The organism is Paenibacillus sp. GM1FR, from assembly GCF_002803315.1.
Lineage (GTDB): Bacteria > Bacillota > Bacilli > Paenibacillales > Paenibacillaceae > Paenibacillus > Paenibacillus amylolyticus.
This window is the reverse complement of record NZ_MKZL01000003.1, coordinates 92,835-108,834: the sequence shown is the minus strand read 5'-3', so window position 1 is coordinate 108,834 and position 16,000 is coordinate 92,835. Positions and strand designations below refer to the sequence as shown.

At 48.4% G+C, this 16,000-nt stretch carries 11 protein-coding genes; all 11 read right to left on the bottom strand.

Annotated elements, in window-relative coordinates; genetic code table 11:
* Positions 1-34: 34 nt before the first annotated feature.
* Complete coding sequence (locus PAEAM_RS02275) at positions 35-2,254, bottom strand: helix-turn-helix domain-containing protein (protein ID WP_165789804.1); 2,220 nt, start codon at positions 2,252-2,254, stop codon at positions 35-37.
* A gap of 179 nt (positions 2,255-2,433) precedes the next feature.
* Entirely contained in the window at positions 2,434-4,071 is a 1,638-nt protein-coding gene (locus tag PAEAM_RS02270) for a type 2 periplasmic-binding domain-containing protein (protein ID WP_083679689.1), read from the bottom strand.
* A 129-nt stretch (positions 4,072-4,200) separates the two neighbouring features.
* The gene (locus PAEAM_RS02265) at positions 4,201-5,109 is read right to left on the bottom strand and encodes a carbohydrate ABC transporter permease (RefSeq protein ID WP_017691189.1); all 909 of its coding nucleotides are present in this window, start codon (positions 5,107-5,109) and stop codon (positions 4,201-4,203) included.
* Positions 5,110-5,124: 15 nt separating this feature from the next.
* A complete protein-coding gene (locus PAEAM_RS02260; RefSeq protein ID WP_074093076.1) occupies positions 5,125-6,102 on the bottom strand; it encodes an ABC transporter permease in 978 nt (325 codons plus the stop codon).
* A gap of 498 nt (positions 6,103-6,600) precedes the next feature.
* Positions 6,601-8,013 carry an alpha-L-fucosidase gene (locus PAEAM_RS02255; RefSeq protein WP_100526469.1) on the bottom strand — a complete coding sequence of 471 codons (1,413 nt, stop codon included), beginning with the start codon at positions 8,011-8,013 and terminating at the stop codon, positions 6,601-6,603.
* Between the two features lie 887 nt (positions 8,014-8,900).
* Positions 8,901-9,959, bottom strand: a complete 1,059-nt coding sequence (locus tag PAEAM_RS02250; RefSeq protein WP_100526468.1) for a Gfo/Idh/MocA family protein — start codon at positions 9,957-9,959, stop codon at positions 8,901-8,903.
* 254 nt (positions 9,960-10,213) lie between these two features.
* Positions 10,214-11,080: a sugar phosphate isomerase/epimerase family protein gene (locus PAEAM_RS02245; protein ID WP_100526467.1), complete on the bottom strand. Its 867-nt coding sequence runs from the start codon at positions 11,078-11,080 to the stop codon at positions 10,214-10,216.
* Positions 11,081-11,185: 105 nt separating this feature from the next.
* Complete coding sequence (locus PAEAM_RS02240) at positions 11,186-12,967, bottom strand: glycoside hydrolase family 35 protein (RefSeq protein WP_100526466.1); 1,782 nt, start codon at positions 12,965-12,967, stop codon at positions 11,186-11,188.
* A gap of 1 nt (position 12,968) precedes the next feature.
* A complete protein-coding gene (locus PAEAM_RS02235) occupies positions 12,969-14,429 on the bottom strand; it encodes an alpha-L-fucosidase (protein ID WP_100526465.1) in 1,461 nt (486 codons plus the stop codon).
* A 30-nt stretch (positions 14,430-14,459) separates the two neighbouring features.
* Positions 14,460-15,224, bottom strand: a complete 765-nt coding sequence (locus tag PAEAM_RS02230) for a copper homeostasis protein CutC (RefSeq protein WP_100526464.1) — start codon at positions 15,222-15,224, stop codon at positions 14,460-14,462.
* Between the two features lie 452 nt (positions 15,225-15,676).
* Complete coding sequence (locus tag PAEAM_RS02225) at positions 15,677-15,868, bottom strand: hypothetical protein (protein ID WP_017691199.1); 192 nt, start codon at positions 15,866-15,868, stop codon at positions 15,677-15,679.
* Positions 15,869-16,000: the final 132 nt, after the last annotated feature.

Below are 16,000 nucleotides of genomic sequence, written 5' to 3'. Positions count from 1 at the left end.
TGCGTTCGGAATTAGGTAGGCTCGTGCACTTGCATCACATAGCTTTCCGGTAGTCACTTGGCGCTACACCTACCACGTTCTTGAAAGCCCGATTGAAGGAATTATAGTTGGTATATCCTACTTCTTCACTGATCTCCTGAATGGCTTTATCCGTCTCCTGCATGAGCAATTTGGCTTTTTCGATGCGATGACTAATGAGCAGATCCACAAACTTCTCCCCAATCTCATCCTTGAAAAGCTTGCTCAGATACTTCGGATTAATATCGAATAGATCACTAAGGTAGTTTAGTGACAGATCAGGATTGTTGTAATGCTCTTCGATGTATTTTCGAATCTCCAGAATATGTGATCTGTGTTTTCGGGAACAATGCAGCGTCTGCATCTGCAACGCCAGTTCCCTGAACCCTTCCCAGCACAACTCGCGCAAATCGTCTAACGTCTCCCAGCCCTCAAGCCTTGGGAGAAGCGGGGTGAATATAGCGGCCCACGAATCCTGGTACTCCCGTGGAAGTTCGGCAAATTCCCGATTGTAATGTTGAAATAACAATTGGATCGTATTCATAATCTCCTGACGGGACAGAACGGACTCACTGATTTGTTCAAACAGTCTCTCAAAATGCTTTTCCCAGACATCGTCCGACAAGCGCATCGCCTGTACCAGCAGCGAGATGGTTTTCAGAAACTCATACACATCATTGGTCGAATTCGGCACATCACTACACGGAATGATACGGTTTATCCCCAGTACAGCCTTGTACTCCAGCGCGTGCACAGCTTCTTTCAACGAAGCTCTCAGCCCTCGAATATCAACAGCAACCCGACCAACACCAATGGTCACGGTGAAGTTCAGATACTGATCGATTCTGTCCAGATAACCAGCAAGCAATCGATGCTCAGTCTCCTCGGCCTGTTCCATTTCCGGAATCCAGAGGATGGCGTACAGACGCTGATCGGAGATCCATTCAGCCCATACTTCCGTTCCTTCATGACGTGCACTCTCCTGCAGGATACTGGATAACACAAATTTCAAGAGGGATTGGTCCTGATCATGATACTCCGTCACAAATGCATCATACCGATCCATTTCAACTACCATGACGGCCCAATGATGCTCCAGCTCAGGCAGTTTGAACTTCTTCATCTCCGCTGTCAGCTCCGTGCTCGTAAAGTCTCGTGTGCCCTCCAGCAACTCCTGAAAGAACATTTTTTTCTGCAAAATCAGATTCTCTTCGTGCTCCTCCTGATATTGCCTCGTCTGATCAATCATGCGTTCCAGCGTTGTATGGATGAATCGAAACTCATTCTCCTTGCCATAGCCCAGCCCCGATTGCTTCTGCGAAGAGACGGTCTGAATTAACGTGACAATCTGCTGAATCGGCTTGTAGTTTCTGCGGGTAACATAGATCACCCACACCACACCAATCAACACAACCACTACAGCAAAGGCAAACCAGATATTATAAAATTGCAGCGTCCATTTGACGATTTTTCCATTGTTGAGACCTGTCTGCACCTTCCAACCGCTATAACTCGACGTAAATTCGGAGAAGACTTCTCCCGACGTGGTTTTAGTAGAAGCTGCAACCCCTCCTGGCATGCTGCTATCCCACAGATTGCCGCCCGAACGGTTGAAGATGTTCACAAACGTAAATTCCGGATCATACATCTGCATAATGGATTTCCTCAGGGTACTTAGGTCCACGTTTGTCACCACAAGTCCTTTGCCGTTTCCTACACTTCGCACAATCGTAATCACCTGCTCCGTCGCTTGTGAAGGAAAAGCTCGGAACGCTCGTGCCCCTGCCCACTTCTGTTCATCCCTTGACCGGCTATCTGCAATAAAGTCTGCATCCGGGAACTCTTCAATCGGAACAGCCTTCCCGTTACTGAAGACCGTGCCATCCCCGTATCGAACGAGATAAATTGAATCAATCAGCGGATACTCTATTTTCAATTCATCAACCACCTGGACCGCCTGAATGCCGGCATACACATCATCGCTGCCAGATACCGAGAAATAATTCTTCAAGTTAGGGTTGGTCAAAATCTCACGCAGTACCTTGAAGTCGATGGAACGCAGGGAGTTGTCCAGATATTGCGTAACCTGTGAGGCCAAAAATTCATTGGCCTTGAGCGCTTCTCTACGGTTCTGTTCATTGAATACTTGAAAGAAAATAAAGAATAGAATGGTCGTCACAATAAAGAAAACAGGCAGATACGATAACAGCAAACGCCTAAACCAATTGTTGTTCATCTCCGAGATCCCCCCACCGTTACTGTTCATGCTGAATGACGACAAACAAACATCTGTGCTGATCGCTAATTTTCCATAAATATTCAGTACATTATATCGGATGACGTGGGGTTGTCATAGGAGAAGACCGTCCCGGTCACGGGTGACAGACGGGACAGCCTCTATATTGAATCCTTCAATTATTGATTCTTCTCAATGGCACGCTGGTAGATCTCAAGGTAATTACTTAGTCCGAGACCATCAAAGCCTTTGACATACGAATCCCATTCCTTATCAATGCTCTTGCTGCCAATAATGAACTGTGCCATATTCGTCTGCACATAATCCTTGATGGCCGTAGTCAGTTGTGCAGCTGATTCCGTATCCTCTGGACGAATAAATACGTTCGCAGGGTATACTTCTTTGGGTGCATAAGGTTCATACACATTAGTAGCTTGAGCCAGACGTGTACCATAACCCTCTGCTTCTAAAGGATTCTGTCCTTCCGCAAACAGATTACGGAATGTGTTGGACAAGTCATGTGCTCCGATCTGTGACCAACTCTCGTTCACAACAACGTTTGGATCACGCTCAGGCAGGTTGTAGTAGCTGTATTTGGCAGGCTCGCCATTGATGTTTTTCTCATCGGCATCTGCCTTCTTCCAGCCCTTGCCTTCAGTTGGTCCGTACTCCGCGTACAGCGCACCTTCTTCACTGAACATGTAGTCTACGATTTTGATGGCGGCAATCTGCTGTGCTTCTGTCGCTTTGTTCGTGATGGCAAACTCAAACTCACCTACGCTCTGCGTGGCGCCTGTCGTCTGCACTCCATCTGGTCCTTTCAATGGAGGAACGATCTCCCAGTGCTGGTGACGGGTGATGTCTTTGTCATAAGTATTCACGAGATAACTGACCAGCGCCGTTGTAATGGAACCGACCACTTCATCGCCTTCCTTGTTCCCCAGCTGTCCAATCGCCTGATCGTTTTGCGTGAAGGAAGCCGGATCAATCAGGCCATCTGCATACAGCTTGTTCATGTACTCCAGCCCTTTCTTCCAGCCTTCCTGATTGGCGGCAAAACTCACCTTGCCATCGTTCACGATCAGGTATTTGTCGTTATCATTGTATATAAAGCTATTCATCAGGTAGGCATCAATGTTGCCATTCCATACATACTTGTTCGGTGCGCCCGTGAGTGGAATCTCGTCCGCTTTCCCGTTACCGTTTGGATCTTGTGTCTTAAACGCCTTTAGAACGGTATACAGTTCATCAGTTGTGGTTGGCATTTTCAGACCCAGATTATCGAGCCACTCCGTGTTGATCCAGTATTTCTGTGCATACGTGCAGTGGTAACATTCATTGAAGATTGGCAAAGCATAGATATTGCCATCCGGTGCCGTGATGGCTTCTTTGAAGTATGGCTTCTCTTCCATAATCTTGGTCAGGTTCGGACCATACTCCTTAATCAGATCCTGTAGCGGAAGGAACACGCCCTGTTTTCCATAGGTTTGAAGATCTGAGGTGGTGAACTTGCCGTGAAGAAAGACTTCCGGATAATCACCACTGGCTAGCAGCAATTGTCTGCGATCCTGCAAAGCGTCCGTTGGGGCCAGATCCCATTTCAGGGTAACGTCGAACTTGTCTTCGATAAATTGGGTGAATTCATTCTCTTCCATGGACGCTTTGCCTTGCGGAGCAAAGAGGGTCATGGTTACAGGACCGCCGCTCTCCCCGCTACCGTCGCTACTTCCACCCGATTCCTCGGATGAACTGCATGCGGACAACAAAGCCATCGAAGCAAAGACCAGAAACAACATCGAAATCCAAGATTTTCTCAATCTGACTCCTCCTTTTTGTTCATAACGGCAAATTATTGACTTGTACTGCACGTATATAAAATCGACCCCGGAAACCGGCGTGTTCCTTCCACCTCCTTTCAAGAGGCAACCGGGCTTAATTCACAAGGATTAACCTTTGAGGGAACCCACCATGACCCCTTTAACAAAATGCTTCTGTACAAATGGATACATGATCAGAATTGGAATACTCGCGACAACGATCAGTGCATATTTCAACACCTGCTCGAACCCTTGGTCCCGCATCTGTTGGCTGGTATTGGCGAGCATCGCCGGATCAGCCGCGTTCAGGATAAGCAGATTGCGAAGCACGTATTGTAGAGGGAACAATTTCTCGGAACGCAGGTAGATCAATGCATCAAAGTACGCATTCCAGTGACCTACGGCATACATAAGTGTCATGACCGCCAGAATGGGCTTTGATAAGGGAAGAACTACGCTGATCAGATACCGGATATCCCGGCAACCGTCCATTTCCGCGGCCTCCCCGAGTTCTTCCGGAATGGAAGATTGGAAGAAAGTTCTTGCCACGATGACCTGGAATACTGCGAGCGCCCCGGGCAGCCACATCGCCCAACGTGTATCGAGCAGGTGCAAATCCTTCATCAAGAGGTAGGTGGGAATCAGACCACCATCAAAGAACATCGTGATCATCATGAAAATAATGATGGCACCTCGTCCATAGAACGATTTTCGTGACAAAGGATACGCCAGCATGACGGTCAGCACCACGTTAATGAACGTGCCCACCACGGTGTAGATGATCGTGTTATAAAAACCGAGCATAAGCTGTTGGCTTTTGAAAATGGAGATGTACGCCTTGATGTTAAAGTCTACCGGGAACAGCCACACCTGACCGGATGTCACGGCTCGTGAAGAGCTGAACGAAGAACTGATGATATACAAGAGTGGATAAAACACTGTTAGCAGTATGGCGAACAGAAAAATATAGTTAAATGTCATGAAAATGCGGTCACCAAGCGGGTCCTTGATCCGGTTACGATTAATCAGGTTGAACATGGATAAGCTCCTCCTTTACCACAAGCTGTTCTGGGATACTTTGCGCGATATGCCGTTGACGATAACCAGCAGGATCAGGTTGATAATGGAGTTGAAGAACCCTACTGCCGAGGAGAAGCTGAAATTTGCCCCGATCAGACCTACCTTGTACACATACGTGGAGATGACCTCCGAAGCGCTTGTGTTGAGTGGATTCTGCATCAGGTATATTTTCTCAAAGCCCACGCCCATAATGCTGCCCAGACTCAGAATCAGCATGATAACGGTGACTGGAACGAGCGAAGGGAGGTCGATGTGCCATATTTTCCGAAGCCTTGATGCGCCGTCCATCTTTGCTGCTTCATAGAGAGATGGATCAACACCAGCAAGAGCTGCGATATATATAATTGATGAATATCCCATGCCCTGCCACACACCTGACCAGACATAGATCGATTTGAAGTATTCCGGAATACCCATGAAGTTCGTCATCGGGAAGCCGAGCAGTGTGAACAGCTTGTCTACCACGCCGACATGCGGGGAGAGCATCAGAATGATAATGGATACCATAACAACCGTTGAGATAAAATGCGGAGCGTAAGTGACCATCTGCACAGTCTTTTTGAAGTAACCCGTTCGAATCTCATTCAGCGCCAGCGCCAGAAGGATCGGAATGGGGAAACCGGCAATTAAGGAATAAAAGCTGATGCCTATCGTGTTTTTGATTAACAGCCAGAAGTTTGGAGATTGGAAGAAGGCTTCAAAGTGTTTGAATCCGACCCACGGGCTTCCCCAGATTCCTTTGACTACACTGAAGTCCTTGAAGGCGATCTGGACACCCACCATAGGAATGTACTTGAAGATCAACAGATACAATACCGGGGGCAACACGAGCAGGTAGAGTTCCCAGTGTTTCTTGAGGCTTTTGATGAATGGATGCTGCCGCTTGGGCTCCACATGTTTCCTCTGTTGGAGTTCCATCTTGGCGGGTATGCTTTCCGTAGCTCGACTCATTTGCGTCACTCCTTCTACACCTCAAGTGTAATAATACATTACATTTACATCCCTTAAACATCCTTTTTTCTGTTCCTAGTTCCTTGTTTAACAAACATGATGTAAACATTCATATCAGGTAGCGCTTTCTTGATTTGATAGTACATCGCCCGATAAACTTTTATCAATTTGCAATTTTCTCCGACTTCTCTTTATTCCACAAACCCTTGTGTGACAAGCGATTGCGAGCCGTTTCTATTGGGAATTGTGTCCCTTATGTATGAATAAAAAAATCCCGGAGGTGGTTATATCTCCCCCGGAATTGACATGGCATTCTTTACATACAAGTTCAAAAAGTTAACGATTCAGCACCGAGAAGGTTGCGAGAACCTGAAGGAGGAGGAGCGGAGTGTAGGCAAACCTACATGAGCACCGGACTCCGAAGGTGAACGCAAGATTCGATGTCGAGTTCACTTCGTGGACTACTTCGTGATCAATTGGGGACTTTTTGAACAACCTCTATGCGCTTGTGATCAATCTGAACGTATGTGTGATGGGCGCTTCACTCGTTGCAGCGGATTGGGGCAGATCCACAAGAAGTCCGTCTCCCGTTTGCTGATACGAAAGTACGTCATCGCTACCGACGAGTTCGATACGCTCTACCTTTTCAAGATAAGGAATGATTAACTGTGGTTGTACGGTCTCATTCTCGTTTAGGTACAAACGGAAGGCATATACGGTGTTGATCTCTTCCTTCTGAGTGAAAGCCCAATCTTTCGTAAAATATGGTCCGCAGATCCGGGTTCCATAGATGCCTTCTCCATGAGTACCCAACCATTCACCGAGGCCCTTGATGCCTAGAATTGCCCCTTTTGGCAGACGCCCATCGGGTTGTGGACCTACATTCAGCGCCAGGTTACCGCCCTTGGACACAACTTCAAGTAGAATATGTGCCAGCTGTCTTCCCGTTTTATACTGATCATCGAATCCGAAGGCAAAGGAGTTCCCCACGGTAATACAGCTCTCCCATGGAATGTTCATCGGATGTTCCGGTATGGTCTGCTCGGGGGTAACGATATTCTCATACGGCCCACCCACGGTGCGATCTGCGGACAGAAGCCAAGGTTGTGTGGTCTGACGCGCCCGTTCCACGACTTCTCCCAGCCTGATATCCTGACCATGGCGACCTTCGCGCACCCATCCAGCATCCAGCCACAGACATTCGATTCGCCCGTAATTCGTCAGTAGCTCCATGATCTGCTCATGTGTGAACTCCACGAATTTCTCCCACAGCCAGGGATACTTATGGGGATCATACGACGGGCCGCGCCACATATGACGTCCACGCTCCATGCCCGGTGCCCAGTAATACGGGGTATGCCAGTCCGCTTTGGAGAAATACGCTGAGATGCCCAGTCCTTTGGCCCGAAATGCATCAAATAATGCTCGACAGATGTCCGCATACTTATGGGTATGAAAAGGCGTGTCCTTGCCCGTAATCCGGTAATCCGTCGTCTTGGTATCCCACATACAGAAACCGTCATGGTGCTTGGTGGTGAACAGGAAATATTTGAACCCGTTATCTGCCGCCATTTGTGCCCATTCCTCAGGCTGGAAACGAATCGGATTGAAGGTTTTGTTCAGATCAAAATATTCCCGCTTGAAGTCTTCCATGTCATCCGTCCAGTCGATGTCATCGCGAGACCAATCGCCATCTTCGTCGCTAAGCGCCCAAGATTCCACGAGGCCAAGCTGGGAATACGGTCCCCAGTGCATCATCAACCCCAGCTTCTGATCCTTGAACCACTCCAGCCGCTCATTCAGCAGCGGATCTTCCGGTTTGATCCATTCATCCTCTTTGCTAAAATTGTGCACGCCGGCTTCGACAATCTGCTCTTCCTGCTCCAGTACGGTTTCTTTGGCTTCGCTCATTCTGTTTCATCTCCTTTGGATTTCAATGTCAAACGCTGAACACATAGGTTTACACTCGGCCACTGCGCGGTCAGAATAATCTTCCGATCGCTGTTATCCCCAGATTTTTTGATTATTTCCCTAGAGGGGAAATCCGGGGATAAAGGCGAGCGCTTCGCTTCTTCAGATTTCTTCTGCCCTCTCCGTTATCGTGTAAACGTTTAATTCAACTAAGAAGGACATCGCAAATCCTGTCATTTTTAGTGTGACTATTAAGGGGCTTAGTAACTCTGTTATTTCGAGTGCGGTGCCCTCTCCAATCACTATGGACCCCTTATTTCCCTTGATTCTATAGGGAATACAAGATCAGAGAGAGTGCGATTCGTTGTTTTGGATTGGTTTTGTGTTCTCTGTATTGGTGTAAACGGTAAGTCTTCTATAGGGTGTGTCTTCAACTTCAGTTCAGGGAAGATTTACGATGATGGATGTCAGTGTGTTTATAACGTCTTGAAATCCAAGCGGCTGATCCTGGCAAATGGGTAAAGTTGTTTCTAAGGAACACAGGGCGTCTTATTTAGCCTTTTGATCCTCTTTTTAAATTGTAATGAACATCAGACACGTTATTTCCCGAAATTAGGTGGTAAAAACGCTGTAAACTGCTGCTTTTTCTGATATAGCGTGTGTCAGGTTCCTTAGATTTCTGCTAGCGCTTCGAATCCTTGAATAAGACGCCTCAGATTCGTTAGCGCTCGCTTCCTACTCTGCTCCAACGGCGAGCGGGAAGGACTACTCCAAATCCCGCCCGGAGCGGAGCTTTTCATTGAAAAGGAGCGAAATGCTCATAACTTTTAATGCCACGGGAGTAGTAAAGTATCAACTTGGAGCATCTCCGTATTGCAAGGCCCCAATTACAGCGTGATTTCGCGGCCCTGGCGTGCCGATTCGTAGATGGCACAGAGCATTTTCATCACTTCGACGCCGTCTTCAACGGGGCTAAGTGTTTCTTTGCGGCCCTGTGTGCTATCGATAAAATGGTTGATTTCATTGCGGAACGATCCCATAAAGTCGAATGATTTGAAATCTACCTGTGGGGTCATGTTCAAAATGGTGTTGAATTTCTCACCGATGATCGAAATTTCCGGCTCCAACTCGGCACCGCCTTTGTCGCCATATAGTTTGACCGAAGTCTCATCCGCTTTGGCATGTAGCGTGAAGCTGACGTCCACGAGCAGGCTCGCGCCGTTCTCAAAACGAATCAGGGCATTCGCCATATCCTCAACGGTGTTCTGATCTGCATCATAGTCCGCTGCTTTGTAGAACGACAGATTGTTAATGTTCGAGCGGTTCCCCAATCGGTTAGACACGTTAGCGGAGACGGATTTCACCTTCGGTCTGCCCATCAGATACCAGCATATGTCGATCACATGCACCCCGATATCGATCAGCGGGCCGCCGCCAGAGCGGTTGATATCCGAGAACCAGCCACCCGGATTGCCCAGACGACGCAGACTGGAGGCTTTGGCATAATAGATCTCGCCCAGCTCACCCTCGTCGATAAACTTCTTCAGAATCTGTGCATTGTCGCTATAGCGGCGAACAAAACCAACTTGCAGCAGCTTTCCGCTGCGATGAACGGCCTTCTCTACTTCGAGGGCATCCTCTACCGTTTGGCAAAGTGGTTTCTCACATAACACGTTTTTGCCTGCGTCCAGAGCAGCAATGCTAATCTCGGCATGAGAGTCGTTCCATGTACAGATGCTGACGGAATGGATCTCGGGCAGTGCGAGCAGTTCTTTATAATCGGTAAACACATGAGGTGCATTATATTGCTTCGCGGCTTCAGTGGCACGTACTGCATTCAGGTCACAGATGGCGTATATTTCAACGTCCGGGTTACTGGCGTAGGCTTGCAAATGGCAATCCGATATGGATCCGGCACCGATAACGGCGACTTTCAATTTGGACATAGTGCTGATTCCTCCATAAATAAACTAATTAACGTCCAGCGGGTAGACGTTCCGGTTGCGAATCGTTCTTCCGATCGCTCTTATCCCCAGATTTCTTTAATCCCCTTCTTCAAAGGGGAAATCCGTTGATAAAGGCGAACTCTTCGTTTCTTCAGAATCGATTTCGCCCCCTCCACTACTTTTCCTGACTGAACTAACTTTCTGTCTGAGCCATACGTAACAAGTCATATTTCATTTAAAACAAGTACTCAGCCCTATGCCTCTTCCCATAGGCGGCGGACGTTATCCATGGCAATGCGTGAGGCGGTTTTGCAATCCTCCATGCCTTCAAATTCAACCGAGATATATCCGTCATACCCGGATTTTTTCAATACACGGAATACCTCAGGCATGTCGATATCGCCATGGCCCACAATGGCACCGCGCAGGTAATTGCCATGCGAGGTTTGGAACCAGCCTTCACCGGGGTTCCGGTAGGAAGGTCTCCAGTAGAAGTCTTTGGCGTGCACGATCGACGCGTACGGAATGTTATTTTTCACGGCACTCACCGGGTCTTCGTCCACACAGAGGAAATTGCCGACATCCAGCGTGGTCTTGAAGTTGCTCCGCGCCGTTTCGTGTAACAAACGCTGAATTCGCTCACTCGACTGCACATAGTACCCATGGTTCTCAACGCTTGTTGTGATTCCAAAATCCGCTGCATAATCGGCTATCCGCTGACAGGCTTTCACCAGTACCGTTAGGTCGATCTCGAACTGTGCTACAGTTCCCTCTGGTGCAGGGCGGAAAGCCACGTCATGACGCATCAGCTTCACGCCGAGCGCAGCAGCCACATCCACATGTCGCATCACATTCTGGATCTCTTGCTCCAACGCTTCGGCGTCCTCCTGAACAGCGAAGTTTGCGCCGATGGCGTAATTGGAAATGTCGATCCCGACCTCTTTTGCCACAGCTTTAATCTCATCAATCAACTCCAGATTATCGATCAGACTGAACCCCATCGGCACAATCTCCACATGTTCCCCGCCCTGATCGGCAATCCAGCGAATGGCATCGGGCACGGTTAATTCTTTACGATCCAATGCTTGTTGCAGACTGTAGGTGCTGAGTCCAACTTTCACTTTTCCTCATCCTCTCATGTAGTCAATGTCCATACCCAACGTATACCTTTTTCCGGCGGACACGACAATTCCCAATAATCGTTTGGCTCTACTATTTTCCTTTTCCTAGCCCAAATCCGGTGTATCCACAAACGTTACGGCCAGATCAGCCGTCTGATGAAGCTCGAGTACGATCATTTCATTCTCGCCTTCACGAAGAAGCGGGGCAGGCACATATAACGTTTTTTGCGGTCCTTTATTCCAGTAGCGCCCCAGATTGAATCCGTTTACAAATACAACCCCTTTGGCCCAGCTATCCAGTCGCAGAAAAGTATCTCTTACATCCGTGATATTAAACTCTCCTCGATAAAATGCTGGTCCCTGTACTTCATTAATTGTTTCGTTAATTGCTTCGTTAATCACATTACTGAATTGCAAATCCGACAGATCAGTTAATGGCAGACAATGAATCGTCCAATCATATAAAAATTGAAAGCCATGTCGCACACCTTCGGTGATGCCCTTCGGATCTCTCAGGTACGGACCATAGTTGATTCGCCCCATATTTTCAACAAGGATCAATAGATCTGCGCCCTCAGGCGGCACTGCAAAGGAAACCGATAATGCCGTATTCCCCCGTTCCAGCACGCCCTGAAATTGCCCATCAACAAACACAAGCGCACGGTCACGAACCTCCTGAACCACCAGTTCCTGTCGCTCCCTTGGCCCGGATATTCGGGTTTGATAACAAATAAAGCCATAATCCTGACCCAGCTTCTCCATCGGTTCCGGATTCGTACGCTGCACCGGGGCTGATATCCGGTCCAACTGCGCCAGTAATGGCGCCTGCTGGTTCAACTCCACTCGCCCATAGGCGATAGTCCCCTTCGATTTTGGTAGCACAAGCTCACCCAGATCTTCGCCGCTATACTGAGCAATAAGGTCCCTCACCGCATGGAACTTCGCTGTCGGCTCCCCGGATTCACTGAGCAGTGAATCATAGTCGTAACTTGTAATTGTGGGTTCGTATTGATCCTTCTGCTGACAGTTCGCCCCGTTATAAAATCCAAAGTTCGTTCCGCCGTGGAACATATAAAAGTTGACTGAAGCTCCTGTTCGAAGCATCTCCTCAAACACACCAGCCACATCTTTGGCTTCTCGGATATGATGCGACTCACCCCAGTGATCGAACCAGCCGTTCCAGTACTCCATGCACATCAAAGGTTCGTCCGCCTGATATTCACGCAACTTGGCGAACGCTCCCTGCGTCCCTGATCCAAAATTGACCGTAGCCAGATGCCCCGGTACCGATCCTGCTTGCAGCATGTGGTCTGTCGGTCCGTCCGAGGTAAATAACAACACATCCATACCGCGCTCCACCATGCCATCACGTAAATATTGCAGGTAACTCGCGTCGTTCCCGAAGCTGCCGTACTCATTTTCAATCTGCATTGCAATGATCGGCCCGCCATGGGTGCTCAGAAGAGGTTTCAACTTGGGCAAAAGCACATCATAATAACGATCCACATTCTCCAGAAATTTTGCATCACTACACCGCAGACGAATTTCATCATCGGCAAGCAGCCAGGCAGGTAATCCGCCAAACTCCCACTCGGCACATATATAAGGACTTGGACGAACAATCACATGCAGACCCACATCTCCCGCAATGCGAATAAAACGTTCCAGATCAGCCATGCCTTCAAAACAATACTGGCCCGGCTGGGGCTCATGAACATTCCACGGCACATACGTTTCCACCGTATTGAAACCGCAGGCTTTCAGCTTGAGTAACCGATCCTCCCAATAGTCGGGGACCACTCTGAAATAATGAATGGCACCCGACAAAATCTGAATGGGCTCGCCATCATACATAAATTGTGAACCTTTATACGTTAGCACGGCCATATTACAACCCTCCCCGCTCGCTCAGATATATGCCTAACCCGGACAACGTAGGGCACCATCTGGATTCATGAATGCTTAAACGCATCTTTCTCGATGTAACCTGTGGGAAACAGCAAATTCGCTTATACCCCACCACCGTCCCCTTGTAAAACTCTTCCCAACCACCATCTGCCCTCTGCGACTCCAGCGTAAAACGCTCAATCCGTTGGCCTGTCTGGATATGTTCCATCAGCACCACCCGGTCAAACGATCGTTCCCCCTGCAAATCCAGCTCGATCCAAGCCTGCTCCGTTCCTTCGTGAGGACACCAATACGTATCCCGTCGTTCCGTGAGCACTTCCGATACGGCATGTTGTTCATCCATCGTCTCCGATGCTTTTACCAGCGCCTGCAAGGCGAAATTTCCCTGAAAAATGGTTCGCAGCGAATCTCCCAATTCCTGTAGTCGCTCGACATCCGTTTCGTGAATGAGACCACGCGTATCCGGTGGCAGATTGAGTAAAAAGGTGGCGTTGCCCCCAACTGCGCCGTAATAGACGGTGAGCAATTCTTCCAATGTTTTGACCTGATCATCTTCACTGGCATGATAGAACCATCCTGGGCGAATCGAGGTATTCACCTCGGCAGGGTACCAGATCAGTTGCTCACCTTGGGAACAAATGACCTCTCGGCTTCCCAAATCACTGTCCTGCGTATTGATCCTTGTGGCAAACTCACCATCATCCACCTGTTGTGATTGCTCCTGAATCTTCTCATTATCCTGCATATGCGCTGGCACAACGCTCCATTCCGATTCCCGTGTATGCCCCGCCTCATTGCCGCACCAGCGAACATCCGGGCCACATACTGAGATGACAGCCTCAGGCTGAAGTTCACGAATAAGCGCATAATAGGCGTCCCAGTCATAGACCTGCCTTTTGCCATTCGGACCCTCCCCACATGCACCATCAAACCATACACAGAAGATGTCGCCATAATTCGTAAGCAGCTCGCGTAACTGTTGGAGAAAAAACTCGTTATACCTCTCGGAATCTCCATAAGTGGCTTCATGACGATCCCAAGGAGACAGGTACACGCCAAACTTCAACCCGCCCTCACGGCAGGCATCGGAAACTTCCCGAACCAAATCCCCCGTACCATTCCTCCACGGACTAGCCGCGACCGTATGCGGTGTAAACTGACTGGGCCACAAACAAAATCCATCATGATGCTTACATGTCAAAATCAGCCCCTTCATCCCCGCAGCCTTGCACGCCTGCACCCATTGTGTTGCGCTCAGTTCAGAAGGATTGAAAATCGCCGGGTCTTCCTCCCCAGTGCCCCATTCCTGATCCGTAAATGTATTTACCGTAAAATGAATAAACGCGTAGAACTCCATCTCCTGCCATCTCAGCTGGCGTTCGGATGGGCTGACCTGTGCTGCGGACTTAATCCATTCGGCTGGTTGCAGTTCACGATTCATGGCGTATCACTCCTTTTATTTAGCGCATCCCTATATCATTGGAACACCCTTGCTTGGACCACTACTCAGTGCACTACTGTCCATGAATGGCCGTGATGCAAGCAATAACTGCTGCTTGGCTTCTTCAACCAAATGTGGATCAATGGGATAATTAAAGCTGCCTTTGTACCTCACGCCTGATCCCATATGGATTTCCGTGATACCCGTCTGACTCACGATCGTTTGAATTCCCTCTATGGTGACCCCCGACCCTGCCATGACAGCGATGTTCAAGGTTTGCCCCAATTGCTGAAGCTGTTTCAGTTCCAGTATGGCTTCAGGCGCTGTCTGTTTCCCTCCCGATGTAAGTACACGCTCTACGTTGCCCAATGTGTTAATGGCCTTGAGCGCCTCAGTCAAGCTTGTGCTCACATCAATTGCACGATGAAACGTAACGCCCAAACCCTGAGCTTCGGCCATACATAATTGCATGGGTAAAAGGTCCACTTCACTATCTCCGGTGAGGGCGCCGATTACGATGCCATCGGCTCCAAGTTCCCTCGCCACGCGTACATCCCGGGTCATAGCGTGGATGTCATCTGCGCTATAGCGGAACGAGCGGCTATGGGGACGGATCATGACATACACCGGAATGGATACCTGGGATACCACATGCTCTATGACGCCATAACTGGGGGTAAGTCCTCCTTCAGACATCGCAGACACCAGCTCAATCCGATCAGCCCCTCCCTCCTCAGCTGCTTTGGCATCTGCCGCATCTACAGCGATGACTTCCAATACAGGCTGTCTTTCCATAATGTAGCTCCCTTCACTTCATCGTAGATTATTCCAAAACCGTTAACCCGTATCGATACACATCTCTCGAACTGCACACGGCCTGATCCATGACATAAAGGACCGACTAAACGCTTCATCAGCGCTCCTGCGGCCCTTCTTCATCATTATTTGACGACGGTCAGCTTCCAGATTGCAATCTGCAAAGGCTGGCCGTCCTGAACGATATATGATTTGTCGGTAATGATCTTCATGATTAGATTCTCCTTTGGGGACCGGAATGGGCTAGCAAATAGAGAGCGCAACGGACATCATATACTTTGTTTGATAAGTTTTGTTATTTTTGTTATTTATAATGTTATTATTTATTAGCAATAGTCTAAAACGTTAGGATCAGAACGTCAATACAAAAAAAGACACCCGGAGGGTGTCTTTTTTTGTATTGGATAACCTTCTGGTTATCCGAGTTTTTTCTATTTTCTACGCCGAGCCTTCGTCATTCGATTAAACATAATCAGTGCAGCAATAATCATGGCTATCATGGCAATATTACTCGCCACTTCTTGTGATAATCCGAAAAGAACTCCCAGGTTAGTCACCAGGCCTCTTACAATCAGCGCCACCACAACCAGCAGGATTGGACTCAAAAAATTATAATTTCTCATTCCTCGCAACACACCCCTGACCCCATTGTTCAGAACTACGAATCTCATAACACTATCATAACAGTAGCTATTCTGTGTTACAACAAAGGACACCCGTGTACAGTGTCCTTTGTCATATACCAACGTATTCTG

Excerpts from the sequence above, each read along its gene's own strand:
- PAEAM_RS02240 (WP_100526466.1), bottom strand. The coding sequence starts at position 12,967 with ATGGCCGTGCTAACGTATAAAGGTTCACAATTTATGTATGATGGCGAG.
- PAEAM_RS02255 (WP_100526469.1), bottom strand. The coding sequence starts at position 8,013 with ATGAGCGAAGCCAAAGAAACCGTACTGGAGCAGGAAGAGCAGATTGTC.
- PAEAM_RS02260 (WP_074093076.1), bottom strand. The coding sequence starts at position 6,102 with ATGAGTCGAGCTACGGAAAGCATACCCGCCAAGATGGAACTCCAACAG.
- PAEAM_RS02235 (WP_100526465.1), bottom strand. The coding sequence starts at position 14,429 with ATGAATCGTGAACTGCAACCAGCCGAATGGATTAAGTCCGCAGCACAG.
- PAEAM_RS02225 (WP_017691199.1), bottom strand. The coding sequence starts at position 15,868 with ATGAGAAATTATAATTTTTTGAGTCCAATCCTGCTGGTTGTGGTGGCG.
- PAEAM_RS02275 (WP_165789804.1), bottom strand. The coding sequence starts at position 2,254 with ATGAACAACAATTGGTTTAGGCGTTTGCTGTTATCGTATCTGCCTGTT.
- PAEAM_RS02250 (WP_100526468.1), bottom strand. The coding sequence starts at position 9,959 with ATGTCCAAATTGAAAGTCGCCGTTATCGGTGCCGGATCCATATCGGAT.
- PAEAM_RS02265 (WP_017691189.1), bottom strand. The coding sequence starts at position 5,109 with ATGTTCAACCTGATTAATCGTAACCGGATCAAGGACCCGCTTGGTGAC.
- PAEAM_RS02230 (WP_100526464.1), bottom strand. The coding sequence starts at position 15,224 with ATGGAAAGACAGCCTGTATTGGAAGTCATCGCTGTAGATGCGGCAGAT.